Origin of the sequence: Candidatus Methylacidithermus pantelleriae (assembly GCF_905250085.1) — a bacterium.
Lineage (GTDB): Bacteria > Verrucomicrobiota > Verrucomicrobiia > Methylacidiphilales > Methylacidiphilaceae > Methylacidithermus > Methylacidithermus pantelleriae.
Genome location: NZ_CAJNOB010000001.1, coordinates 268,503 through 290,654, shown reverse-complemented (window position 1 = coordinate 290,654; position 22,152 = coordinate 268,503). Strand labels below are relative to the sequence as shown.

21 protein-coding genes and 3 tRNA genes are annotated in these 22,152 nt (G+C 54.8%); 12 read left to right on the top strand and 12 right to left on the bottom strand.

The features are described from left to right. Positions 1 to 196: 196 nt before the first annotated feature. The 3 genes from KK925_RS01265 to KK925_RS01255 form a co-directional block, all read right to left on the bottom strand. Positions 197 to 805: a metallophosphoesterase family protein gene (locus KK925_RS01265; protein WP_174581774.1), complete on the bottom strand. Its 609-nt coding sequence runs from the start codon at positions 803 to 805 to the stop codon at positions 197 to 199. A 134-nt stretch (positions 806 to 939) separates the two neighbouring features. Then, positions 940 to 1,779 carry a pyrroline-5-carboxylate reductase family protein gene (locus KK925_RS01260; RefSeq protein ID WP_174581773.1) on the bottom strand — a complete coding sequence of 280 codons (840 nt, stop codon included), beginning with the start codon at positions 1,777 to 1,779 and terminating at the stop codon, positions 940 to 942. Next, positions 1,776 to 2,357 (bottom strand): shikimate kinase, encoded by a 582-nt coding sequence (locus KK925_RS01255; protein WP_174581772.1) that lies wholly within the window; start codon positions 2,355 to 2,357, stop codon positions 1,776 to 1,778. Before KK925_RS01255 ends, KK925_RS01260 begins: the two co-directional genes overlap by 4 nt. Before the next feature lie 38 nt (positions 2,358 to 2,395). On the opposite strand from KK925_RS01255, the gene aroC reads away from it, so the two are divergent. The 7 genes from aroC (at position 2,396) to KK925_RS01220 (ending at position 7,952) form a co-directional block, all read left to right on the top strand. Beyond that, a complete protein-coding gene (gene aroC, locus KK925_RS01250; RefSeq protein WP_174581771.1) occupies positions 2,396 to 3,502 on the top strand; it encodes a chorismate synthase in 1,107 nt (368 codons plus the stop codon). Continuing rightward, a complete protein-coding gene (locus KK925_RS01245) occupies positions 3,502 to 4,110 on the top strand; it encodes a glycerol-3-phosphate acyltransferase (RefSeq protein ID WP_236027799.1) in 609 nt (202 codons plus the stop codon). The genes aroC and KK925_RS01245 overlap by 1 nt, the downstream gene beginning before the upstream one ends. Positions 4,111 to 4,117: 7 nt before the next feature. Further along, positions 4,118 to 5,026 carry an NAD(P)H-dependent glycerol-3-phosphate dehydrogenase gene (locus KK925_RS01240; RefSeq protein WP_174581769.1) on the top strand — a complete coding sequence of 303 codons (909 nt, stop codon included), beginning with the start codon at positions 4,118 to 4,120 and terminating at the stop codon, positions 5,024 to 5,026. Positions 5,027 to 5,073: 47 nt separating this feature from the next. Beyond that, entirely contained in the window at positions 5,074 to 5,703 is a 630-nt protein-coding gene (locus KK925_RS01235) for a VTT domain-containing protein (protein ID WP_174581768.1), read from the top strand. A gap of 105 nt (positions 5,704 to 5,808) precedes the next feature. After that, positions 5,809 to 6,879, top strand: a complete 1,071-nt coding sequence (locus KK925_RS01230; protein WP_174581767.1) for a M42 family metallopeptidase — start codon at positions 5,809 to 5,811, stop codon at positions 6,877 to 6,879. A gap of 12 nt (positions 6,880 to 6,891) precedes the next feature. Further along, a complete protein-coding gene (locus tag KK925_RS01225) occupies positions 6,892 to 7,278 on the top strand; it encodes a VOC family protein (protein WP_174581766.1) in 387 nt (128 codons plus the stop codon). Next, positions 7,275 to 7,952, top strand: a complete 678-nt coding sequence (locus tag KK925_RS01220; RefSeq protein WP_174581765.1) for a ribulose-phosphate 3-epimerase — start codon at positions 7,275 to 7,277, stop codon at positions 7,950 to 7,952. Before KK925_RS01225 ends, KK925_RS01220 begins: the two co-directional genes overlap by 4 nt. A 1,831-nt stretch (positions 7,953 to 9,783) precedes the next feature. Here the strand turns inward: KK925_RS01220 and KK925_RS01215 are convergent. Next, positions 9,784 to 9,930 (bottom strand): hypothetical protein, encoded by a 147-nt coding sequence (locus tag KK925_RS01215; protein WP_174581764.1) that lies wholly within the window; start codon positions 9,928 to 9,930, stop codon positions 9,784 to 9,786. Positions 9,931 to 10,108: 178 nt separating this feature from the next. Further along, positions 10,109 to 10,240 carry a hypothetical protein gene (locus tag KK925_RS11215; RefSeq protein ID WP_268905617.1) on the bottom strand — a complete coding sequence of 44 codons (132 nt, stop codon included), beginning with the start codon at positions 10,238 to 10,240 and terminating at the stop codon, positions 10,109 to 10,111. A 566-nt stretch (positions 10,241 to 10,806) separates the two neighbouring features. On the opposite strand from KK925_RS11215, the gene KK925_RS01210 reads away from it, so the two are divergent. Further along, positions 10,807 to 12,222 carry an APC family permease gene (locus KK925_RS01210; RefSeq protein ID WP_174581763.1) on the top strand — a complete coding sequence of 472 codons (1,416 nt, stop codon included), beginning with the start codon at positions 10,807 to 10,809 and terminating at the stop codon, positions 12,220 to 12,222. A gap of 267 nt (positions 12,223 to 12,489) precedes the next feature. Next, positions 12,490 to 12,906, top strand: a complete 417-nt coding sequence (locus KK925_RS11370; protein ID WP_407929023.1) for an MGMT family protein — start codon at positions 12,490 to 12,492, stop codon at positions 12,904 to 12,906. Positions 12,907 to 13,495: 589 nt separating this feature from the next. Here KK925_RS11370 and KK925_RS01200 read toward each other — a convergent pair. Then, positions 13,496 to 13,568, bottom strand: a tRNA-Gly gene (locus KK925_RS01200). Between the two features lie 248 nt (positions 13,569 to 13,816). Here KK925_RS01200 and KK925_RS01195 point away from each other — a divergent pair. Beyond that, a tRNA-Leu gene (locus tag KK925_RS01195) sits at positions 13,817 to 13,899 on the top strand. A 1,074-nt stretch (positions 13,900 to 14,973) separates the two neighbouring features. Here KK925_RS01195 and KK925_RS01190 read toward each other — a convergent pair. From KK925_RS01190 to KK925_RS01175, 4 genes are all read right to left on the bottom strand, one after another. Next, a complete protein-coding gene (locus KK925_RS01190) occupies positions 14,974 to 15,267 on the bottom strand; it encodes a hypothetical protein (RefSeq protein WP_174581761.1) in 294 nt (97 codons plus the stop codon). Between the two features lie 1,297 nt (positions 15,268 to 16,564). Then, positions 16,565 to 18,016 (bottom strand): outer membrane beta-barrel protein, encoded by a 1,452-nt coding sequence (locus KK925_RS01185; protein ID WP_174581760.1) that lies wholly within the window; start codon positions 18,014 to 18,016, stop codon positions 16,565 to 16,567. 178 nt (positions 18,017 to 18,194) lie between these two features. After that, on the bottom strand, positions 18,195 to 18,509 hold the full coding sequence (locus KK925_RS01180; protein WP_174581759.1) for a hypothetical protein: 315 nt from the start codon (positions 18,507 to 18,509) through the stop codon (positions 18,195 to 18,197). 29 nt (positions 18,510 to 18,538) lie between these two features. Beyond that, on the bottom strand, positions 18,539 to 19,582 hold the full coding sequence (locus KK925_RS01175; RefSeq protein ID WP_174581758.1) for an Mrp/NBP35 family ATP-binding protein: 1,044 nt from the start codon (positions 19,580 to 19,582) through the stop codon (positions 18,539 to 18,541). 221 nt (positions 19,583 to 19,803) lie between these two features. On the opposite strand from KK925_RS01175, the gene KK925_RS01170 reads away from it, so the two are divergent. Beyond that, on the top strand, positions 19,804 to 20,193 hold the full coding sequence (locus KK925_RS01170; protein WP_174581757.1) for a type II toxin-antitoxin system RelE family toxin: 390 nt from the start codon (positions 19,804 to 19,806) through the stop codon (positions 20,191 to 20,193). A 121-nt stretch (positions 20,194 to 20,314) separates the two neighbouring features. After that, positions 20,315 to 21,232 carry an SAM hydrolase/SAM-dependent halogenase family protein gene (locus tag KK925_RS01165; RefSeq protein WP_214096184.1) on the top strand — a complete coding sequence of 306 codons (918 nt, stop codon included), beginning with the start codon at positions 20,315 to 20,317 and terminating at the stop codon, positions 21,230 to 21,232. A gap of 92 nt (positions 21,233 to 21,324) precedes the next feature. On the opposite strand, the gene KK925_RS01160 is transcribed toward KK925_RS01165, so the two are convergent. Beyond that, positions 21,325 to 21,399 (bottom strand) — tRNA-Arg (locus KK925_RS01160). A gap of 41 nt (positions 21,400 to 21,440) precedes the next feature. Continuing rightward, entirely contained in the window at positions 21,441 to 22,076 is a 636-nt protein-coding gene (locus tag KK925_RS01155; RefSeq protein WP_174581756.1) for a lytic transglycosylase domain-containing protein, read from the bottom strand. Between the last annotated feature and the right edge of the window lie 76 nt (positions 22,077 to 22,152).

Genomic DNA, 22,152 nt, shown 5'->3' with positions numbered 1-22,152 from the left:
GATATCGAAAGCTCCCTAGGCCAATTCCAGACTCGGGCGCCACGACGGATGGGTTTCCCGCAGGTTTTTGTGTGTTACAAAAACGTTCCAGTGACCCCCCGCGCAAAAAAACCTATCCCCTTTAGGAGATTGGCCTCTTACACCAACAAGCACGATGTCCCTACTTAGCTACGGCACCTCTTAGAAAAAAAGGAACTTAGCTTCCTTTGGGTGGAAGCTCTAGCCACGTTCCGGACGGACCAAGATTACGTATCTGGGTCAGTCCTACCTGGCTTTCCTTGCCCCAGCTCTCGTGAATGTGGCCGCAGAGAACCAAAAAGGGATTTTTTCTTTGGATAGCCTCCAGGATGGCTTCGCTTCCCAGGTGACGTTCTCCGCTCTGGTCAACATGGCCCTTCGGAGGAGAATGAACCAAAAGAACGCAGCCCGCTGGACAATTCTTCAGGATCTCCCGTGCTTGGTTTTCCGTCAAATCAAAGCTCCACGACCACGGAGTAACGGGAATCCCTCCACCCAGGCCAAAAAAGCGGATCCCTCCTATCTCGGTCGATTCTCCGTGGAGCACCTGGGCTTTTGACCAACCACGACACGCTTCCCGCAATTCCTCATCCGTCTCGTTATTCCCCGGCACTAGCAGGCAAGGGCACGAAAACTCCTGAAGGATTTCGATCATGGGCCGAAGTCCCTGATGTACGTTGGCAAGATCACCCAAACAAAGGACTAAATCGGCTTGCCGGCTCAGAGAAACAAGTCTCCTTGCCTGCTCCTGATCACAGTGAAGATCGCTAAAGGCAAGGACGCGCATAGCAGAAACGCATGCTCTCTTTTGGCGTCTCTAACTTGAAATCCTTCCGATGGCAAGCCCCTTACCCAACCGTGGTCCATCGACTCCGAAACTCTCCTTGGGCTCCTGAAAGGTTCCACGGCAGTTAGCCGAAGTTAAACCCTCCGATCCCCCGCCTCTTTTTGCATTTGAACCAATTTTTCGACTCCTTTTTGGATCGCCTCCAAAAACGATTCGCGCCACCGGCCCCTCTCTAACTGCCGGCAAACGGTGTCGGTAACTCCTTCCGGGCTTCGGACCCATTGGACGAATTCTTCCCAACCAAGAGAGGGATATGCCTCGGATAGTCCCACCACCCCGTCCAATAGCGACACTGCAAAGGCTCGACTCTCTGAGTCGTCCCATCCTAAGGCCATACCCGCTTCCGTCAAGAGGGAGAGAAACAAAAATCCGTAAGCCGGTCCACAACCGGCCAAAACGGTAAAAGGATCCAGGAGGCGCTCCTCCAAAAGGATCGCCCGGCCTAGCCGGCCAAAAAATCCTAACACCCACTCCAACGACGATGGTTCCACTCCCGGTCCGGCGGCGCAGGCCGTGAGTCCTTTCCCCACGGCCACGGCGACATTCGGTAAGGCACGGACTAGGGAAACATCGCACCCAAAAAGTTCTTCCAGAAACCGGAGCGATCGCCCGGCCACCAGGGAAACGATAAGCTTGGGAGGAACAATCTCGCCCATTTCTGCCCGCAGCTGTGGCAAGTCTTTGGGCTTGACGGATAAAAGCAGGACGTCACACCGCCGGGCCAAAACGGCATTACCCGCCGGGCTAAAAAGGCGTGACCGGTCTACCCACTTCTCCCAATGGGAAAGCGTCACAGGCGAGCGCGCTGACACATATACCCGTTCAAGCTCATCGGGGGCCATCCTCGCCAACCCGTCCGCCAGCGCCTGAGCTATTCGCCCTCCCCCGAAAATGCCAATCGAGCTGACCTTCAAGGCAGGCTACCTTCGTTAGCCCAATAAAGCTCCCAAACTTCACCAGCGACCGATTCCGGCGAACGCCCCTCGACCCACACTCGATGGTGAGCCTTGTCGTAAAAGGGAGTTCTAGCCTGGAGGATCCGTTGAAAAGATTCAAACGAAGCTTTGCCTCCCTGAAGCAAGGGGCGATCCGCGTTCTTTGCTCTCTCCCAAAGAGCCTGGGCTGAGGCTTCTAGATAGACGACTAAGCCATTTTTCAAAAGTTTTTCTCGATTCGTCTCCCCTACAAAAGTCCCTCCTCCCGTGGCGATGACACCGGGGGGCAACGCCAGGATACGATCCAAAATCTCCATCTCTTTCCGTCGAAAATATGCCTCCCCGCTCTCCGAGAAGATTCTGCTAATGGATCGTCCCTCTTCCTTTTCAATCCATTGGTCAATGTCGTACAAGACAAGCCCGTAGCCTCGGCTCAGCGCTTCTGCTACCGTTGTTTTACCGGCTCCCATCATTCCCACCAGCACCAGATGGCGTAAGGGATGGCGGTTGGGGTGGGAGGGAACGCGATCGAGCATGCGAGGAGCGATGGTAGACATAAAAGCTTTTTAGGAAGAACAAGCCCAAATCTTTTCTTATGGCAAGTAGCTTTGGCGTTGTCTTTCGGGTCACCACATGGGGAGAGTCTCACGGCCCAGGTGTCGGGGTCGTGATTGACGGTTGTCCCCCTGGCATTACTCTTAGCGAGGAGCGGATCCAGCGGGAGTTGGATCGGCGCCGGCCCGGCCAAAGCCGGCTCACCAGCCCCAGGAAGGAGACCGACCGTTGCCAGATCCTCTCAGGTGTCTGGGAGGGAAAGACTCTCGGAACACCCATTTTGATCTGGGTAGCCAACGAGGACGCTCGACCGGAAGCTTACGCACTTCTTGCCCACCTGTACCGCCCATCCCACGCCGACTACACGTACCAGGCCAAATATGGGATCCGGGATTGGAGAGGGGGCGGAAGAGCCTCAGCACGAGAAACGGTAGGACGGGTCGCCGCAGGCGCAGTGGCTGCGAGCTTTCTGGGAGAAGTCTGCCCCTCGCTCCGAGTGACAGCCTTTGTCTCCTCCGTCGGGCCGCTCGATGCTTCGGTGCCCTGCGAAAAAGTAGATCCCGAGCTGGTAGAAGCTAACCCCTTGCGCTGGGCCGACCCCAAAACCCTCCAAGAGGCTCTGGCGTTGGTCGAGCAAGCCCGAAAGGAAGGTGATTCGGTAGGAGGAATCATTAGTTGTGTTGTCCGAGGGGTACCGCCCGGTCTTGGGGAACCAGTCTTTGATAAGCTGGATGCCGATCTTGCCAAGGCCATGCTCAGTCTTCCTGCTTCCAAAGGATTCGAAGTAGGAAGCGGCTTTGCCGGAACGCGCATGCGAGGTTCCGAACATAATGATCCGTTTTATCAAGAGGGAGATCGGCCCCGAACACGAACCAACCATAGCGGGGGAATCCAGGGAGGGATTAGCAACGGGGAAGAGATCTATTTCCGGGTCGCCTTTAAACCGGTGGCCACGATTGCGAAACCGCAGAAAACGGTCACGGTCGAGGGGCAAGAAGTTGAGTTCCAAGGAAGGGGTCGCCACGACCCTTGCGTTCTCCCTCGGGCCGTCCCTATTGTGGAGGCAATGACCTGGATCGTTCTGGCCGATCATTGGCTGCGGCAGCGGGCACTCCGTCCCGAGTCACTTCTGCAAGGGGGACGATGATGAAAGCCCTCTGGATTGTGCTAGGAACCGGTGTCTCGTTTGCTCTTGGTTCCATACCCTTTGGGTTCCTCATCACGAAACGAATGGGGATCGACCTCCGGTCGCAGGGAAGCGGAAATATTGGAGCTACTAACGTGGCTCGAACCCTGGGAATCCGATGGGCTTTGCTGGTTTTTCTTTTGGACTTTCTTAAAGGATTTGCCATCCCGTGGTCGGGGAAGTTTTTCCTCCCTCTGGGTCTGGAGCCCTTTTGGCAGGACAGCTTCTGTGCACTAGCGGGGCTGGCCGCCATGCTGGGCCATTGTTTTAGCCCGTGGCTTGGAGGAAAAGGGGGAAAGGGCGTAGCAACAGGAACCGGGGTTCTGGCTGCTTGCCTTCCCCAAACGCTTTGGGTGGGAATCCCTGTGTGGATAGCCCTTTTTTTTGCAACACGGGTTGTCTCCATTGCGTCCCTCGGTGCGGCTGCCGCTATCCTGGGAGCCAGTTGTTTCTTCTATCCGGGAAGAGTCTGGCTATGGGGATTTTCCTTCTTGGGAACGGCGCTTGTGTTGTGGCAGCACCGTCCCAACCTGGGCCGGTTGCTAGCAGGTCAAGAACACCGGTTTTAACGGCTCTATGAGAATCTGCATTCTTGGAGCCGGGCAATGGGGCCGATGCGTCGCTGCGCTTCTCGAGGAAAAGGGCTACGACGTTGAGTTTCGGCACCACACCGACCGACGGTGGCCTCAACCGCTGGACGCTCTTTTGCTAGCCCTTCCTGTCCAACACTTCCGACAGACGCTCGTCCGATTTCCCCCTCCCGCCTGCCCGATCCTTTCGCTGGCAAAAGGCCTGGAGCTACCCGAAGCCCTGCGTCCGAGCGAGATTGTCCGCCAAGTGTGGGGCGAAAATACCAGTGTGGGCGCGTTGTCTGGCCCTAACTTTGCATCTGAAATCGCACAGCGACTCCCGACCGCTGCCGTGGTTGCCGCCGAACGGGAAGAAGTTTCTTTGCTCTTTCAAAGGATCCTGCATTGCCACCGCTACCGTGTCTACCGGTCAACCGACCTTATCGGGGTTGAGCTAGCCGGGGCCCTCAAAAACGTCTACGCGATTGCTGGAGGGATTTGTGTGGGCTTGGGGTTGGGAGATAACGCGCTGGCGTCACTTCTTACCCGAAGCCTTGCAGAGATGACCCGGTTGGGTCGACGGCTCGGAGCTCGACCAGCGACCTTTCGAGGGCTAGCAGGGGTGGGGGATCTCTTTCTTACCGGCACAAGCGATCAAAGCCGAAACCGCCGTCTGGGAAAACTTGTCGCTCAGGGGCTCCCTGTGGACCTTGCCCTCCAAAGGATCGGCAGTGTTGTGGAAGGATATCCTACCACCAAGAGTGTGGTTCGGGCTGCCCGGTTTGAAAACGTCCGCAAACCGATAGCCACCGAGGTCTACCAAATCCTCTATGAGGGAAAACCTCCCAAGGCAGCTCTTTCCCAGCTAGTTGAGCCAATTCCTGAGCAGGAGGAGGAAGAGTTTGGCGAATCTTGACAAAGGGACCTCTCTCCGGGCAAAGCTAATCTAGCTAGGGCGACCTCATGGAAGCTTATCTTCGGGATCTTTTTAGCGGATACGGGCTTTTAGCTTACCTCCTGTTATTTTTGATCATCTTTTGCGAAACGGGTCTGGTGGTTACCCCCTTTCTTCCGGGCGACTCTCTTCTTTTTACGGCGGGGGCAATGGCGGCCGAAGGATGGCTGGAAATGGGGCTCCTTTTCCCGTCTCTCGTCGTGGGGGCCATCCTGGGGGACAGTGCAAACTATGCCCTTGGGGCTTTTCTCGGTCCTCAGATCTTTCATCGGGAGACAGGCCGGTGGTTGAACAAACGGCATCTGTACCGGGCCCAACGTTTTTACGAAAGGCATGGAGGCAAGACGATTTTTTTGGCGCGTTTCGTTCCCATTCTTCGGACGTTTGCCCCCTTTGTTGCTGGTATTGGAAGGATGCGTTACGTGCGCTTTTTTCTTTTCAACGTTTTCGGCGCGCTGGCTTGGGTCGGCGGGATGTTATTAGGTGGCTTTTTTTTCGGCAATCTTCCCTGGGTGCGTGGTCATTTTGAGTGGATAGTCCTGGGGATTATCGCGGTTTCGCTTCTCCCTCTGGCCATCGAGGGGTGGCGAACCAGAAATGAAATGGTGGGACAAGAGTTGAGCCCTCCGCTTGAGTAGGGCAACTGGCAGAACCAGCTTGTGGGAAGCAAATTGGATCGGAAAACTCTTCCCGAAACGGTCGGTTCTTGAGCAAAGAAGGCATCGCAGGAGAAAGGCGAAGCGATGCGCCCGGAGTCGCTCCAATTCCTTAAAGACCTCATTGATACCCCCAGTCCTGCAGGCGGCGAATACCTTGGGCAAAAGCTTTGGCTCGATTACGTTCGCCCCTGGGCAGACGAAGTCCGGACCGACGCGTACGGAAACGCTTTAGCCATCCTTAATCCAGCGGGGCGACCGAAGATCCTGGTTTGCGGTCATGTAGACGAAATTGGATTTCAGGTACAGTACGTCGACGAGGAAGGGTTTATTTACTTCCAACCGGTCGGTGGTTCCGATCCGGCTCTTGCTAGGGGACAACGAGTGTACATTCACCACGATGGGGAAGAGGTTTTGGGGGTGATTGGTTCCCTGGCCATCCACATGCAAGAAAGGGACAAAAAGCCTGAAATTCCCCAATGGCACGAGCTTTTCATTGATATTGGAGCCCGGAACCGGCAGGAGGCCCTGCAGCGGATTCGTATTGGAGATCTCATTACTTACGTGGATCGGTTCGAACCGTTGACCGGTGACATCTGGGTGGGTCGAGCGTGCGATAATCGTGTCGGCAGCTTCGTGGCGGCCGAAGTCCTCCGGTTGTGCATGGAACGCCGGGATTCCCTGTGGGCTTGTGTGGTGGCGGCTTCTACCATCCAGGAAGAAAACGGGCTTTATGGAGCCAAGATGATCGCCTATTCGGTTGGACCAGATGCGGCAATTGTGATCGACGTGGGACACGCCACGGATATACCGATTGCAAACAAAAAGAAGTTTGGCGAGATTCGTTTAGGCGCCGGTCCGATTCTTAGTCGGGGCAGCGCGAACCATCCAGGTTTGGTGGAGCGGCTCCAACGCATAGCAGAAGAGCATCAAATTCCCTTTCAATGGAACGTGGATCCCCGTCGTACAGGGACCGACGCGGATGCGATCTTTACGGAACGGGGGGGAATCCCGACGGTCTCCATTGGGATTCCCAACCGCTATATGCATAGCCCGGTCGAGGCCGTGCACCTGGGAGATATTGAGCGGGCTGCCGAATGGATCCAGGCCTTTCTCATGGCGCTGGATCCTAAAACCGAATTTCGTGTTACATTGTAATCTTGGAAGGCTATGGTTCGGAAACTCCTTCATACGCGGTTCCGTGTGAATGACCTGGATCGTACCGTTCGCTTCTATAAGGAGGTGCTCGGGCTCATCGAAGTGAGCCGGTCCACTTCTCCAAGGGGTTCGACCCTAGTCTTTCTTAAGGCACCCGAAAGCGAAGAACTTTTGGAAATTTGCCATTATCCAGCCTCCGGACCGGTACAGGTCCCGCCTGACCTTGTCCATTTAGCTTTTGAAGTGGATTCCTTAAGCGACTTTGCAGAGCACGCGGCCAAGCTAGGTTTCCCTCTGAGTGAAGGGCCGACCGAAAGTTCCTCGGGAACAAGATTTGCCTTCATTGATGCCCCGGAAGGGTACGAAATTGAACTGGTGGAGAGGCGCTCCGGCCCATGAAAGTGATCCAACTGTACGCAGCTATCCTGGCAGCCGACCTGATTCACCTGGAAAGCGAGGTGCGCCTTGCCGAAGAAGCAGGAATCACGGGGCTGCACGTGGATGTTGCCGATGGACACTTTGTCCCGTTCTTCGGTTGCGGAGTCGAGCTGGTGAGCGCGTTGCGCCGAGTTACTTCGTTGCCCTTAGCCGTACACTTTCTCATCCAACAGCCGGATCGCTACGCTCGTAGCTTTATCGAGGTCGGAGCTGATCTCGTTATTTCTCACCTAGAAGCACACCATCGACCGGAAAAAACCCTGGAACTTGTGCGGGGCATGGGATGTCGCAGCGGGCTAGCCCTTTCTCCCCTAACTCTCTTTTCGAAGGTTGTCCCGTTTTTACCGTATTTGGATCAGCTTCTTATCCTGACTTCCCATCCCGGGCTGTATGCCGACTGTTTCGTTTCGGAAACGGTGGAAAAAATCCGTCAGGCAAGAGACTACCGGCAGAACCACAATCTTCGCTTTGAGATCGCTGTGGAAGGCGCGATCACGGAGGAAAATCTTGGCCTTGTCGCTCGAGCGGGTGCGGATGTTTGTGTTCTGGGGAAAAGTTTCTTTCAGTCGAGCGATCCCGTGGCGGTAGCCCGCCGCCTGGTTTTACAAGGGGCTGAAGCGCTAGCAGCCGGCTGAAAAACTTTCTTACCCAAACTCAAGACCTACCCCACTTTGCACCGTTGTGCCGGAAAGTTTTCTAGGAAGTGGAGTTTCTCTCTTTTTCCGCGCCGTTGGCCCCAAAATCCCTTACAAAAAGAGCCTACCCAGGTTTGGGTTCCATCGGGTGGTTTTCTCCAAAGAACCAATTCCGCGGAAAGGAACTTCTCAGCGACCTCAATCTTATTGGATCGTTTTTCTCTGTTTCTCTGCTTTCTCCACCTCTGACGCGGCAATCATGCGGGCGCTTTCAAGCAAGCTGCCCATGGTTACACCGTTACCGAAACCGCGCGAAGATCTTCCCAAGAGGAAGGTAAACCTAAAGGCGATCCCACCGAGAAGCCAAGAGATTTCAAAAAAAGCGTTCGGACATGTCTTGAAGATACACGGGCGTTTTTTGGTCCCTAGTAGCCCACACACGGCATTGCCTCGCCTCTAACGACAAGGATAGATACTTGAGTTTCCTGCAGTGAACCAAATGGTCGAACCACTTCGGTCACAATGAGCGTCCGGCCCACTGGGTCGAACATCGCCTGCGACGAAGTTCTAGCTTACCTTCGACACTCTTTGCAGGTAAATGACTCTAGCCGAACGATTGAATGGTTTTTCTCCTGCTTATGTGGTCCACTTGGGCCCGAGAGAAAAAAAGAGAGAGTAGGCCCACCTTTTTTGCAGTAGCTCGGTCTCCTTCTCCGGGCAGTTCCCAAAGCATTCGGCCGTCCTAGAATCTACTTTCGGAGAAAAGCCGCGCTCCCCGAGTGGATGAAAGGCAACGAAGGAGTTTGGAAGACTTCTTTATGGAAGCCCCTTGAGACTCGTTTTGGACTCGGAGCCGGGCGGCGTGAGCCCGCAGGCCAAAAAAGATCGGGATTGCGATTGCGGACTCGCCTCACCGCTCGCCAGTGATCCACGGGACACACTTCCAGGAAGCTTTTGAGCTGGGGAAAAGGCGCGATTCAACCTCGGCAAGTCGCTTATAATTGAGTGAGGACCTCTCCGGGGAGCCTCCAGCCAAGAGAGATGGATCTCCAGGAGATACCAGCCATCGATTGCTTCCTGTCCTTGGATCGGCTCCTCTCTTTACGTTCCCCCCAAGAAGCGCCCCTGAGGATCGACCCCGTACTCCACAGTATGTATAGGCTTGGAGGCAAGAGAATGTCCCAGCCGACCCGGCTCCCCAGTTTAAGAGAATCGGCTCTTTGCGTGAAGGCCTTGGGAATTTCGGCCAATCCCTCCTTGAGAGAAGCCACCCCGCTTTCCCGGCGGGCTCGATCGCTCAAGGCCTAGGGCATTTTTTCGGGCAATCACCGATCGAACCCCATTGCCTTCCACCTCCATGACTTTAACGTCGATCGGTAAGCCAAAGCTCCCGCTCTTTTAAAAAAGACTGCGACAATCCCTCTTAGAGCTTGACCTCTCTTAGCTCAAGTGACGTACGAAAGCCCCCTCTCCTTCGAGTGCTTCCAAGTTCGACCGGCTTTTTCCTTCCTCCATCAAAAAGAAAAGTTCTTGCTTCGATCCCCAACCGTCGTTGGAGTGTGACGAGTAACGCAGGAGCCTCTTCGAATCCGCCCGGTTTCCCCGCAAAATTTTTCCACGGAATCGGAACTCCTTGAAGCATGCGTCAGAATCGAGAAGAGAAAACTTGCCGCCGATCCGCTCAGTGATCCCGGCTGGGTGCATAACGGGCCATTGCCTCCGGCCCTACCCCCTCAAGGTAGACACGGGCGAGATCGTAAAACACAAGACTCGTTCCCTGCAGGGGACCCTCGAGATAGAGTTTCTTTTCTAGCCAGCTCCGACCCCCGTTTCATCCATGCTTCTCCAGGTATAGCTCCTCTTCCTCCAGGTCCTTTTCCTCTACTCCGCACAGTTCCGCTAACCCCCCCTTGCTTTCTCCTGCAACGCATACTGGAAAAAGGGGAAAAAAATCCGCCCCAAAAGCAACCGCTGTCACGAACCGCGGCTTCCGCTCCCTTCTCACCCCTGCAAGCACTTTCTCTAGACTCCCCCTTTGCGACGCCTCTTCCCGTACCCCGAACCCCCATCATCGAACGCCTCCCGCGCCGCCTGTAAGCCCTCCAGGGGGACAAGCTTCTGCCCTTTTTCCACTTGCGCGAAAAAGCTTTTGCGCTTCAACCGGCAGCCGCCTCCCATTGGCCCAATTCCTGCTTTTCACCTTTCTCCCCACCCGGTAGGGCCGCCGAACCCCCCGCCTGCCGATCCACCTTCCCGTTGGGATCGGTAGAGACCTCCTGGAGATACATGCCTAGAGCTCACAACACCGATCATTTTCCCTATGAAAAAACGAGCCATGCACAATCTCTTCACACATCGCCCCTCCACGCTTTTCCAGAGCTCCTCGACCTGCAACGACAAAGGTCAAAAAACCTGAAGAAGTTACGTTAGCGTTCCACTCTACCCCAAGACGGGCGCTACCTTGGAAAAAAAGATCCCTTTCTTTTACTACCGAGACGTTTGGGCAGAGTTTCCCCCCAACCCTTTGAGGCCAAAGGGATAGAAACCCGTGCCGTAGCGGCGAGCTGTCCCAAAAGAAAACCCAAACGCGCTTGCTTCCGCGTGGTTGAGTGGACAATCTCCCCCGTTCCCAAAAAAAATCCTTTGTGGCCACCGCACGGAGATTTTTTTCTCGAAGTTGCTCACGACTGGCGGGAAAAAAGAGCCTTTGAACGATCCAAAAACGCACATCAATCAAGCACGCTTCTTTTTTCCAAGATCCAAGATTGACATTGGGGCGAGATATTGCAGGTTTTTGCGCGTACAGGACCTTGCGGTATGGCAGCGGGTCAACGTGTGAGCGTTCTGCACGAGAGTGAAAAAATCCTCGCCGCTGCGGCTTCGCTCTAACTATCTGGCCCAGGCGGAGGTTCTCGCCCAATCGGTGGCGAGCATCGCTCCCACAACCACCCCCATGGAGTCAGACTCCCTGGTGTTTGGCGCAGCCGGAAATGGAGCCTGGTTTGCCTACCTGATCAGCATGCTGGGGCTGTGGTTAGTGGGAGTTAACATCAACCAGTTCGCCAAGCGCTGTGCTTCGTCGGGTTCCTTGTATGCCTACATTGGCCGAGGACTAGGCACAGAATGGGGCTTGTTTGGGGCCTGGTGCCTTGTGCTGGCCTATCTTTGCACAGCCATGGCAACGCTTTTGGGTGCAGGGATCTATTCAGCCCAAGTTTTGCGTTCACTTGGTCTGAGTGTTTCCCTTCCTCTTCTGCTCGGTTTGATGGCAGCGATCGGTTGGTGGACAGTATGGAAAGACGTCCAGCTTTCCGTTCGGTGGATGCTCTGGATTGAGGCTTCTTCGGTACTGTGTCTTTCCCTCATTGCAGCGCTGCTTTTGGCCAAGGAACATGCCTGGCTTGATTGGGAGCAGCTTAGCTTGCAAAAGGTCGATCTCCAAGGATTACGCTTCGGCATGATCATGGCGATCTTTAGCTATGTAGGCTACGAAAGCGCTGCCTGTCTCGGTGAGGAGTCGCGCAAGCCGTTCAGAGCGATTCCCGAAGCCATCCTATGGAGCGTGCTTCTTTCCGGCTTTTTCTTTACCTGGATCGCCTATGCAAAGCTTGCTGGTTTGCGTGCTTTGGGACAATCGTGGCGCTGCGGCGAAATCACGGTAGCGGATCTTGCTCAAGCAGCAGGCTTGGGAATGGTGCGTCCAGTTCTTCAAGTGCTAGCCATTTTGAGCTTTTTCGCGTGCAGCGTAGCAAGCATCACAGCCGCAAGCCGGGTTCTTCTGCTACTGGGACGTCAAGAGATCCTTCCGGGGGTCTTGGCACAGATCCATCCGGCTAACCGGACCCCCCATGTGGCTGCGACTTTCTGCTGCGGGATGTCCTGCGTTTTTCCGATGGCCTTGCTCAGCGGAATGCAAGTAGATGACGCCTATGACTTTTTGGGAACCGTAGCGACGTATGGGTTTTTGGTGACCTATGGACTTGTCGCGCTTGCAGCCCCGATCTACCTCTTTCGTCTGCAAGAGCTCAGAGTTCATAATCTCCTAGCTTCCGTGGGCTCCCTTGCTTTCCTTTCTCTTCCGCTCGGTGCGAGTCACTTCGTGGCTCGAACCCCGGCGATTGGGCAAGCGCCTTATGTGTTTGGGGCCTATCTAGCCTGTGGGCTTGCCTGGATCGGTCTTCTGCGGCTTTCCGGTAACGCGCGCTTCCGCACGCTTGACCAAAGCTTGGTATGGGAGCTAAGCGGCCCTCCTCCGGAGGAAAATGTCTAATTATCTCTTTTGGGGAGACCCATCTCAGGAATCTAAAAGAAGCGCCCAAAAAGGCACTGCGTTGGGGGAAGAAGGTTTTTCCGGATTACGGCGCCGTCTTTGCTTCATCGTGGGCCTGACGGTTGACACAGGTAAAAATGCCCTTGGCCAAGAACCTTTTTCAAAGCATAGGAAAACGTTGCGAAAAACTCAGTTTTTGTGAAACTTCGCTTTCGTCCGTTTCCCTCGGCCTGGGGATCACACCATCCGCCACCGAATCGCTTCCTTATGAAGTGCACAGGAGACAAAGCTCAATGTCTTGATTCCTTTGCCCACCTCACCTCGTGGCAGAAGCGGGTCTATTCCATCCTCCAGCGTATCCCCCGCGGTCACGTTGCCACATACGGTGAGCTGGCTCGGGCCCTTGGGGTTCGTTCTCCACGAGCAGTTGGCCAGGCCCTCAAGGCTAACCCACTAGCACCCATGATTCCGTGTCATCGGGTGGTAGGCCATGGGGGAAGCCTCGTGGGATATCAGGGAAGCATCTCACGCCAAGCGCTAGAGAGAAAAAGGAAGCTCTTAGAGAAAGAAGGCGTGCGATTCACTCCCGAAGGAAAGGTAGATCCCACTTGCTTTGTTTCTTTTGACAAACTTTCTACGAAAAAGCCTGGCTCCTCTTTCCGTGCTTTGAGAACAATGCGCTAGTCTCCAGGCAATATCTTCGAGAAGCCACCCACACGGAATTGTGTTTCTGGTTCGATAGCTTTGCTCAAGTGGAGTAACCAAAACAAACGAAACCGCTTGATGGCCGGCCGCTCCCACGCCCGCTGAGCTTCAGAACCGGCAACTCGCGTGATTCTGGACCCCCCTTTTCCGCGTATTTGCCAAGGAAAAAAGATTCGGAAGACCTTTTGACCACTGCCTTGCCTAGGGTCACCGTCCCGGAAAACTTTCTGGCGCCGACCGACTGAAATTCTCGGAACACGGTTTTTTTAAGAAAGCCCCTCTCCACGTGAAACAGACTCTGCGGTTCGTTCAAAATTTCCCATGTCTCTTTGTAACCTCAAAACGCCGTGGACCCCACGGGAGCCTCTTTCCGGGATTCCTTTTTGCCGGGCGTTCCGAGGTGGGGCTCCATGTCTTCCGCTTGGGGAAGGAGCCGGGCAACGGCTAAACCCAAAAAGTTTTCCACCAAAAAGAGAAAAAAAGGAATCTGCAAGACTGTAGCGCTGGAGATGAGTCCGCGCGCTGGAAGAAACCCCCGTTTGGCAGCGAAACATCGAATGACAAACCAAGCGGGTGACGGGATTCGAACCCGCGACATCAACCTTGGCAAGGTTGCGCTCTGCCAACTGAGCTACACCCGCAGAGACCTGTACCTCGTTACACCTTTAGCTAGAACATGGTCATGACGCAAGGCCCGTCGAAAAGAAGCCGAAGACAAGCGATCTCGGAAGCCCAGCAACGTTCCCACTTCGGCTCACCTGGCGGAGTTTTCGGGGAAAGCCCTGGATTGCCCTCCTCCATAGAGGGATAAACAAGAGAGCTTTCCGGAGCGCCCACTGGATCTAAAGAAAATTTCGTGATAACTCTATCTGCTTCCTAAAGGCTTTTTGCCGGCGTGGCGGAACGGCAGACGCGCCGGACTCAAAATCCGGTCCCGGCGACGGGGTGTGGGTTCAAATCCCACCGCCGGCATCCTTTCAAGCCTACGGTGGCCCTGGAAGTTGGTTTTCCAGCATCCTCGAAAACGAACGGGATGAGTTGTTTGCGTTGGCCTTTTCCCTTCGTGACCACGCCTCGTACGTCTTCCTGGCAACTGACCGCAATGTCCTCTCTTGAAAAAGCTCGGGTAGACGGTGGAGGCAAGTTTGGCCAGATTTCGCGAGCTTGGAAAAAAGGCCCGTTTGAAACGCCCCATCCCGGGAGTTCCACGGCCCGAGCCCAGGCTTCATTTTCTTGTTCGCTAACGAAAAGCCTCCCGGTTACAAAGGGGAGGGCCTTCTCGATACACCCTCCACGATGGTTTTTAGCTGACTTGTAGTTGAAACTCGGGTTTTGATGGACCAAGCGATAAGCCTAGGGTCCTCGGGACTTGACCCTTTCCTTTCACCCATAACCGAGACGGGTTCCACTCTCTCCTTGATCAAACCCGATTCCCCAATCTCTTGGGCTCTATATCTTTCAAAAGTTTCTTTCTCCCTTTCCTCGATCAAGTTCCTTAGGTTGCGCTCGTTTCAAGCTATGCTTCCGGACCGCTTCGTTGTTCAAATAACTGTGGGGTCGGGCTACACGGAAAGATGCAAGGATTTTCCTTGGGAGCATGAGGAGATGCGGCCCTGGGTCCTGGCGACTTAAATCCCTTTTAAAAAACCGTCGCGTTATCCGGCAAGTTCCCAGTTTCTTCGTAACGTTGCAACTCCGATAGGAAACGTTTGAGTAACGGGGCCCATCTCACCCAGAGTCGCTGCGACGGGTGCCGGTCCTTGGCTCCCCCTTTGTAGCGCCCAATGTGTTAGAAAGACCTTTTTCCCCTGCGGCCTGCCGCCTTTTGAGGCTCCAAGACAAACTCTAGGCACTCCCATCCATCGACCATAGAAACCGATCCAAAACATGGCGGGATTGATCCCAATCAAAAAAGCCCCTTTACGAAACTCTGGCAACCGGATGCTGGCTCGAAGTCTCCAGAGTAATCCCGAGTCGTCCACATCTCCATCAGAGCTAACGAAACACCAGTGGGGAACAAACCACTCGGTACCGGAGACGTTTTCCCTATTCCCCCAGGAGAACCCGGGCGATCTCTTCCCACTCCTGATCCAGTGGCTGATGCGAGCGCCCCTTGCCAGCACGGAGATACCAATAGGTCGCGTTTCCTTCGTCCCCTTCCCGACGATGAAGGTAGGCGTGAACCCAGGCCGCCTCCGCGTCCGACGCCGACTGGGCTAGCTGGTGAGCTTTTTCCCAGTTACCCTTGCGCTCATACCACAGTGCTTGGAGAGGAATGGACAATCCCTCGGGAGGTTGTTCCCGATCACGGAGCGAAGAAACAAAGTCTTCAAAGTTCATATCCCACGCGATCCTCTTTTTTCCCTCAATAGAGAAAAGCCATGGCTTGCCTTTCATCGCAAGATGGAAGAAACAGCGCTCTGGGCGGCTTTCCTTTGACTGTCCGGGTGTGAATCTCAACTGTAAAGGAAGTGCTTGAAGTTAGTGACCAGCAGGACCTCTAGGCAGCCGGAAGAGCCCGTTGCAGGATGTTGTGTTAAAGAGGCCAAGTCCCATTTTTTGGGTTTCTCTTCTCCCAGAAAAAAAGAAGGAAAGCGAGTTTCCGTCCATTCTAGCGTACTGCCAATACTGTGTCCGCTAGAAAACCTCCCTCCGCTCCCCTCCCCTTCGCTTCGAAGGAAGCACTGCAAAAAGAACGACGCTTTTTTTCGAGCCACCGACCCCGCAGCGGATCGGCTTGCGCTGCCAAGCTTCGACCGGCATTGCTCTTGGGCGTAGTGAAAGCTCGTTTCTACATGAGAAAGAACGAGCGAAGTAACAGGGACAGGGGCCCTTTTATCTCTTGGCCAATTCCCAACGACGGAAAGCAAAAACATTCAAAAGGGAAAGCAAACAGCCAAGGCAAGAGATGCCCGGTCGGGAGCCAACCGACTGTCTTTCGTTCTTCAGCACCCGGAAAGCGCAAGCTATTGGACGCCACCCAGCCTTTGCCGGCGAAAGCGCGGCAGGTAAGCCGCCGGCAAGCACTCTTGTCCAGCCGGCGCCCTGGATCATCTCCCCGGTAGGAAAACAATGGCCCATGGTTTCAGGAGCGCTTGCCCCAAAGGGCCTCCTTTTTCCACAAGGAAACTAAGTAACCGCGCAAAACGCAGGGATTGCATCCGGCCAACTACGATCTGGAGAGTATGAGAGCCGGCGCGCTCTGCAGGGGCCTCCGGTTGCGTTGGATACCGTTCGACTGGCCCACGGCCCAAAAACAGTTTTTTCTACCGAATCCTTAAGCAAGCTTTCTGGGTCCACTGCATTGAGGCCCCACTCCGGCAAGAGTCGCTCTCCCTAAGGCAGAGGCCCGAGCGTGCAGAAAAATGGCGCGTCCGAGGTCCGAAGGATGCTCTTAGATCACCTTTCTGTCTTACACGCCTCGTTTTACCCAAGGGTTTGAAGTGCCCTCCCGCAGCTCCATCTCGACCAGCACGTTTCTTCCAAGGCAAGAACACCACAGGCACGATGGCCTACGCTCTGGAGATGACTGCTACCGTTGGATCTCTGGCATTTCCCGGGGTGGATCACGCACTACCCGCGTCCAACCACCATCCCATGGTCGACTTCTGCTCAAAAGCGCTTTCGGTTTTTGCCATTAAAAGCTATAAGCCACATCAAAAGCTGCCAGGTGGGCAGGCCCGTGACTCGCCCCGGTTTGAGGGAAACCCAGCGGGAATTGCGCCGCGTTGCCATAGAGATCCCTCCCCCAATCTAACCGGTACTCCAGTCGCAGCATCATATTCTGCCAAAGATCAAACCGCAGGGTTGCCGTGTAGCTCCAGATATCCGTCCGGTCCGAGTGTCCCGCAAAGAAGGAGCTAGTGGCCACATCCCCAATGCCCGGAAAGGAAGCAAAACCCGGGGGAAAAGGAAAAGAACTACCTGCGCTTTCCACCCAATCTCCCCGCATGGCAAGACTCACTACCTTGGTAAACTGGTATTTGGCCCAGATCGACGCTCCCCGCCAGTCGGAAGGAATTTGGAAAGGCGAGCCATTAGCGCCGACAGAGGGATCAAAGAAGCCTTCATTAAACTCGGCCGCTAGGAGCAACTTATCGTTGGCAAACTTGGGTGTCCAACTTGCTACCAGATCCCCGATAAGGAACTGTCCGTTTTCGGTGAAGAGCGTGCGCCCGAATGTCCCGCCGGCGGGGAATCCAGGGTTATTCGCACCATTAAAACCATAAAAAACCGTCCCAATAATGTTAGCGTTCTTCCCGGGGGCGGTCCACGTAACTGAGCTTAACAGAAGGTAGGCATCGTTATTATCGATCATATTGTTAAAATTGATGCCCCCGCGACTTGAGTTAAACCCGCTATCCGCAATCCCGAGCATGGCGCTCCATTGATCGGAAAACTTATAGGTGCTTTGAAGACCCACCAACGTCGTTGGAAGCAGGTTGGTAAAGATATTGCCGTAGGTAAAATTCATGTTGGCAGGCCGTTCAATGACCTCATAACCAATCGGAGCAGCAAACTTGCCTACCTTAAAATCAAGTCCATTGCCCACCGGAACGCGGAACTGGACATATCCCTGCTCTACAAGGAGCCCTGAAGTATCCACACCAGATCCAAAGGGAACACCCTTACTCTGGAGAAAGTCAGGCTCAGAAATGGAAGCATCCTGGCCAAAAAGAAGATCGACGCGAAATCCCGCAACCCAATCGTTTTTATCCCCGAGAGGCTTTTCCAGAGCAAGCTTGACGGCGTTTAAGTTAAAACCCCCTCCCGGGATCGAATCAGGAGGCTCCCGTGTCGGAATGATCGCCGAGGTGGAAGGAACATCGCTATCCGCCCGAAGGAAATTGTAGGTGTAGCTCGCATCTACGTATCCAGATAGAACAATCCCCTTTTGCGAGGTCTCCACATAGATCCCCTGATCCTCAATCATTTTTTTTAGCTCTTCCACCTTTTTGGTCTCTTTGCTATCCGAGCTCGTCGCGGAAGAACTAGAATCTTCCCCAAACACCCTACTACCCTCCTCCCAAGCGACAAGGGCTATACACAGTGCGAAGCACACAAAGAAGGAATCGATGAAACGTCTCATGAGCCTCCCCTCCTTGAATAGGAATTGCTACTCGCTACAGCACCCAGGCGTTCATAGCCTAGGCCTCCTCCGTTTCCTTTTTCCTTACCTCCTCAGTTTCTTTCTCTCCGGCGCGGTGCGAAGGTGACCGCCATGACAACGGCAATCCCCTTTGGCACCCAAGCACTTTTTATGCCATTTAAACTTTGGGGCCTAGGCAAAGAGCTAAGGTCACCAGGAGAGCCGCTTGCCCCGGCCGCTGATTTTCCTTCCCCTCACGAAGGCGCTTGCGATACGCACGCCACGCAGCGCGGTGGTTTAAGATCCAGTCCAACAGTGCCTTTTCAAACCCGATATCTCGTCCTGCCTTCTCGCTTTCGATCCATTTATGGCGTAAAATCTCCTCCCGCTCAGCCAGAAACTCCTGGTAAAGAGTAGATTGCTCGAAAAACTTTTCTAGCCTGCTACACTCCCCTGCTTGGCCACGATTGCTACACGAAGAAGAGTTTTCCATGTTGCTCCTCCTGCTCCAATTGTGACAAATCACCCCCCTTCCAGAATGTCAATGACTTTTTTTGCCGCCTCTCGAAACGCACAGCTCGAAGGAGCTTCTGGGTCAAGAAGCACAATCGGTACACCCTGGTCACCAGATTCACGCAAGGGGATCTCTAAGGGGATTTCCGCCAGGAGAGGAACGCCAAGACGCGCCGCTTCCCGCCGCCCGCCTCCGGAACCAAAGATGGGATAGCCCTTCCCATCCCCGGGGCAGAGGAAGTAACTCATGTTCTCGATAATCCCCAAAACCGGGACTTGAACCTTTTGAAACATGGCGACGGCTTTGCGGGCATCCAACAGGGCCACCTCCTGGGGAGTTGTAACGACGATCGCCCCGGATAACGATACGGTTTGCACGATGGTGAGCTGGATATCTCCCGTGCCCGGGGGAAGGTCCAAGACCAGGACATCCAGAGGCCCCCACCGGACGTCCCGGAGAAACTGCTGCGTGTAACGGCTGACCATCGGGCCTCTGAGAACGGCCGGGCGGTCTTCCTCAACCAATAGCCCCATACTCATGAGCTTAAGCCCATACTGCTCGACGGGATAAATCTCATGCTCCCCTGCAACCATGGGATACTCTCGCGTTCCCAGCATGAGTGCTAGGGAAGGTCCGTAAATATCGCAGTCACATAAGCCGACCGTCGGACCCAAGAGGCGCATCGCCACCGCCAAGTTCACGGCAACCGTTGATTTACCTACCCCTCCCTTCCCACTGGCTACTGCCACCACATGTCGAACCCCGGGAACCGGTTCCTGCGGTAGCGAAACCTGGCTGGCGGGTGAGGCTACCTGGTGGAGAATCACCTCGACCCTCTCCACTCCAGGCAGTTGCGACACGGCCTTGTGAACCGCTTTCTCAATCTCGCCAGGAATCTTCGGGTCGCGGCTTCTCACCTCAAGCTCTACCCGGATCCTAGGACCATCGACTGCAATCGATTTTACGATCCCAAAGGAAACGATGTCCCGGCTAAAACCGGGATACCGCACTTGCTTAAGCGCCCTGCGAATCTCTTCCTCTCCCACGGCCATGACGTTACCCTCATGGGGACAAAAAGGATTAAACGCGATCCTTCCCCAGTTCTGCCTCCTTGGTGTAAAATAACCCTTTGCTAGAAGCCTGCCTAGAGCGACCGTTCCGGTACGCCAGTATTTTCCTCTTTTTTCTTCCCCCAGGATGTTCCGGCCAACGGACGGAGCCCTAACGAGAGTTTTTGCTTTTGAAAAAGATCTCCCATCTTTAAACATTGGATATGGAAAGCTTCCTTTCGTCCCTGCGAGCTGTGCAGGAAGATCATCGCCCTTTCCAAATCCTCTTTGCCGAAACGACCGCCGCAGAGCTTGCGACGCTTCCTAAGGAAGCCCAGCTCCAACTCCTGGAGGAGCTTCGCATCCTGCCCGAAGAGCTAGAGGCACCTTCGGGAGAACGCTTGGGACAGGTGGAACGTGAGGGACGGAAGCTTTTCCGGCTCCGGGCGCGTGATTGGCGCGTCTATTTTGAAGCATGCCCACAAGGGATCCTGGTTCGCCGCATTCTGCATAAAAACACCTTGGCCGATTTTCTTTTCCGATCCAATCTCCCCCTGGCAGAGGAGGACGCCATTGGCGGGTTTCCTGAATTTTGGAAAATGGTGGATCGCTAGAGTTTGTTGGGGTTTGGGAAGCCCGGCCGCGCTACGGCTTCCCAATGGGAAGGGTTCTCGCGGCAAGAGCTGGGAACCTTAGAACTCCTCTGGCTTCCCCAAGCCGGTAACACAGGAAGAGATGGGAAAACGGAGAAACAAAGGCCCCATCGATTGCATCCTTCTCCTCCTTTGCCTGACAGGGCTAGTTTTTGGATTAGTACAATGTTCTTCCAGCAACACCCGGATGAAGGAAAATCCGAAAGACCAGCCCCTCATTGCTCTTTTTACTGACTTTGGTACGCGCGACCCCTACGTTGCAGAACTTAAGGGTGTTATCTATTCGATCGATCGACAAGCACGAGTCATTGACCTGCTCCACGAGGTAACGCCTTTCGCCATTCAGGAGGGAGCCTATCTTCTCGCCCAGACTGCCCGCCACTTTCCTCGCGGGACCATTTTTGTTGCCATCGTGGACCCCGGGGTGGGGTCCCCGCGGGAACCCCTACTGGTCCTTACGAAAAAGGGGAAATTTTTTGTCGGTCCCAATAACGGGCTTTTTTCTCTTGTACTGGAAGAGGAGGGGCTTGAGCGAGCCTGGATACTCGACCGGGCCGAGTATCATCGCAAGGAAGGGGTGTCGGGTACCTTTCACGGACGGGATATTTTTGCGCCTGTGGCCGCTCACCTGGCTCAAGGGATTGCCCCAGAATCCCTCGGGAGTCCCACGCACCAGATCGAACGATTAACCCTTCGGAACCCCAACCTCGCAGGCCGTACCATTAATGGCGAAGTTCTCCACGTGGATCGTTTTGGCAATGTTATTACCAATATCCCCAAGGGTTACGCTCCCTTTCTCCAGGAAGGAAATCTTTTGCGGGTTACCCTGGGAAACCGGTCCTTCACCGCACCCATTGTCCGCACGTATAGCGAGCTGCCCCAAGGTAAGGTGGGAGCCCTTTTCAATAGCTCCAACCTCCTGGAACTCGCTGGCAACCAAGCCCCAGCGGCGCGCTGGCTTAAGGCCGAACCCGGCACCCCAGTCATTGTTCAGCCTTAGGAAAAAACGCGCAATCGTTAGAGACTTTTTGGCTTGAATCGTTCGCCAGGGCGGACTCGGAAGCCCAAGGGTCATCCACTCCGGGCTTCTTTTGGGCCCTGCAGGATTCGAACCTGCGACCTTCTGATCCGTAGTCAGATGCTCTTAATCCGCTGAGCTAAGGGCCCAATCCCGCAGCAAAAATCCTTGGAAGTAACAAGATCTTGGTCTATTGCCGGCCCGAAAGCAACTCTACCCACGATTGTTTCGCGGGATCCTCCGCCAGGAGCTTTTCCCACGCCGGTCGCAAAAGCCCGTTTCTGTACTGCGCATACCGGGTTTGGATCTGTTGAATGTAGCGCCGGGTCGAGGGAAAATCGATCCGGGCCAGAAACGCTTCTGCACTCTTCGGCCGCTCAGGATCCACCCAGCGCAAGGCGTTTTTTCTTCCCGCATTGTATTCTGCCAGCGCAAACGGTATCGGGTCATCCGTTCCCTGCCAGTGCCGAAGGGCTTTAGCAAGGTACCACGAGCCGGCCAGGATGTTGATTTCAGGCTGGTAGAGATCCTCGATTTTGAAGTCCCGGATTCCCTCAGCTCGCGCCCATTCCAAAGCAGCTGCTGGGCGAACCTGCATGAGACCTCGCTCCTGGCTTAGACCGAGCATGTTGGGTCGGAACCGGCTTTCCCGCCAGATCACGGCCCGTACAAGGATTGGGTCAATCCGGTAGCGCGCACTAGCCACAGCGATCATGGCTTCGTAACGCTTTTCTTCCCAGTCCAGGCGCCAGAAGTAAAACATGGCACCCGCAACTACTGCGGCAGCCAATCCGAAGAGAACCAGAATCTTACGCCATCGGACCATCCCGGTTTTCCCTTTCGATTTCCTTCTTCAAAGTCTGCCCGGCCGGTAGCCAGAGGCAAGCCTTGTTCCTAGAAAT

What these genes read in the sequence shown, in the direction of transcription:
- KK925_RS01155 (WP_174581756.1), bottom strand. Translation starts at nt 22,076, where the DNA reads ATGGTCCGATGGCGTAAGATTCTGGTTCTCTTCGGATTGGCTGCCGCA.
- KK925_RS01220 (WP_174581765.1), top strand. Translation starts at nt 7,275, where the DNA reads ATGAAAGTGATCCAACTGTACGCAGCTATCCTGGCAGCCGACCTGATT.
- KK925_RS01165 (WP_214096184.1), top strand. Translation starts at nt 20,315, where the DNA reads ATGGGAAAACGGAGAAACAAAGGCCCCATCGATTGCATCCTTCTCCTC.
- aroC (WP_174581771.1), top strand. Translation starts at nt 2,396, where the DNA reads ATGGCAAGTAGCTTTGGCGTTGTCTTTCGGGTCACCACATGGGGAGAG.
- KK925_RS01255 (WP_174581772.1), bottom strand. Translation starts at nt 2,357, where the DNA reads ATGTCTACCATCGCTCCTCGCATGCTCGATCGCGTTCCCTCCCACCCC.
- KK925_RS01230 (WP_174581767.1), top strand. Translation starts at nt 5,809, where the DNA reads ATGCGCCCGGAGTCGCTCCAATTCCTTAAAGACCTCATTGATACCCCC.
- KK925_RS01185 (WP_174581760.1), bottom strand. Translation starts at nt 18,016, where the DNA reads ATGAGACGTTTCATCGATTCCTTCTTTGTGTGCTTCGCACTGTGTATA.
- KK925_RS01170 (WP_174581757.1), top strand. Translation starts at nt 19,804, where the DNA reads ATGGAAAGCTTCCTTTCGTCCCTGCGAGCTGTGCAGGAAGATCATCGC.
- KK925_RS01240 (WP_174581769.1), top strand. Translation starts at nt 4,118, where the DNA reads ATGAGAATCTGCATTCTTGGAGCCGGGCAATGGGGCCGATGCGTCGCT.
- KK925_RS01225 (WP_174581766.1), top strand. Translation starts at nt 6,892, where the DNA reads ATGGTTCGGAAACTCCTTCATACGCGGTTCCGTGTGAATGACCTGGAT.
- KK925_RS01190 (WP_174581761.1), bottom strand. Translation starts at nt 15,267, where the DNA reads ATGAACTTTGAAGACTTTGTTTCTTCGCTCCGTGATCGGGAACAACCT.
- KK925_RS11215 (WP_268905617.1), bottom strand. Translation starts at nt 10,240, where the DNA reads ATGTATCTCCAGGAGGTCTCTACCGATCCCAACGGGAAGGTGGATCGG.
- KK925_RS01235 (WP_174581768.1), top strand. Translation starts at nt 5,074, where the DNA reads ATGGAAGCTTATCTTCGGGATCTTTTTAGCGGATACGGGCTTTTAGCT.
- KK925_RS01180 (WP_174581759.1), bottom strand. Translation starts at nt 18,509, where the DNA reads ATGGAAAACTCTTCTTCGTGTAGCAATCGTGGCCAAGCAGGGGAGTGT.
- KK925_RS01245 (WP_236027799.1), top strand. Translation starts at nt 3,502, where the DNA reads ATGAAAGCCCTCTGGATTGTGCTAGGAACCGGTGTCTCGTTTGCTCTT.
- KK925_RS01265 (WP_174581774.1), bottom strand. Translation starts at nt 805, where the DNA reads ATGCGCGTCCTTGCCTTTAGCGATCTTCACTGTGATCAGGAGCAGGCA.
- KK925_RS01175 (WP_174581758.1), bottom strand. Translation starts at nt 19,582, where the DNA reads ATGGCCGTGGGAGAGGAAGAGATTCGCAGGGCGCTTAAGCAAGTGCGG.
- KK925_RS11370 (WP_407929023.1), top strand. Translation starts at nt 12,490, where the DNA reads ATGAAGTGCACAGGAGACAAAGCTCAATGTCTTGATTCCTTTGCCCAC.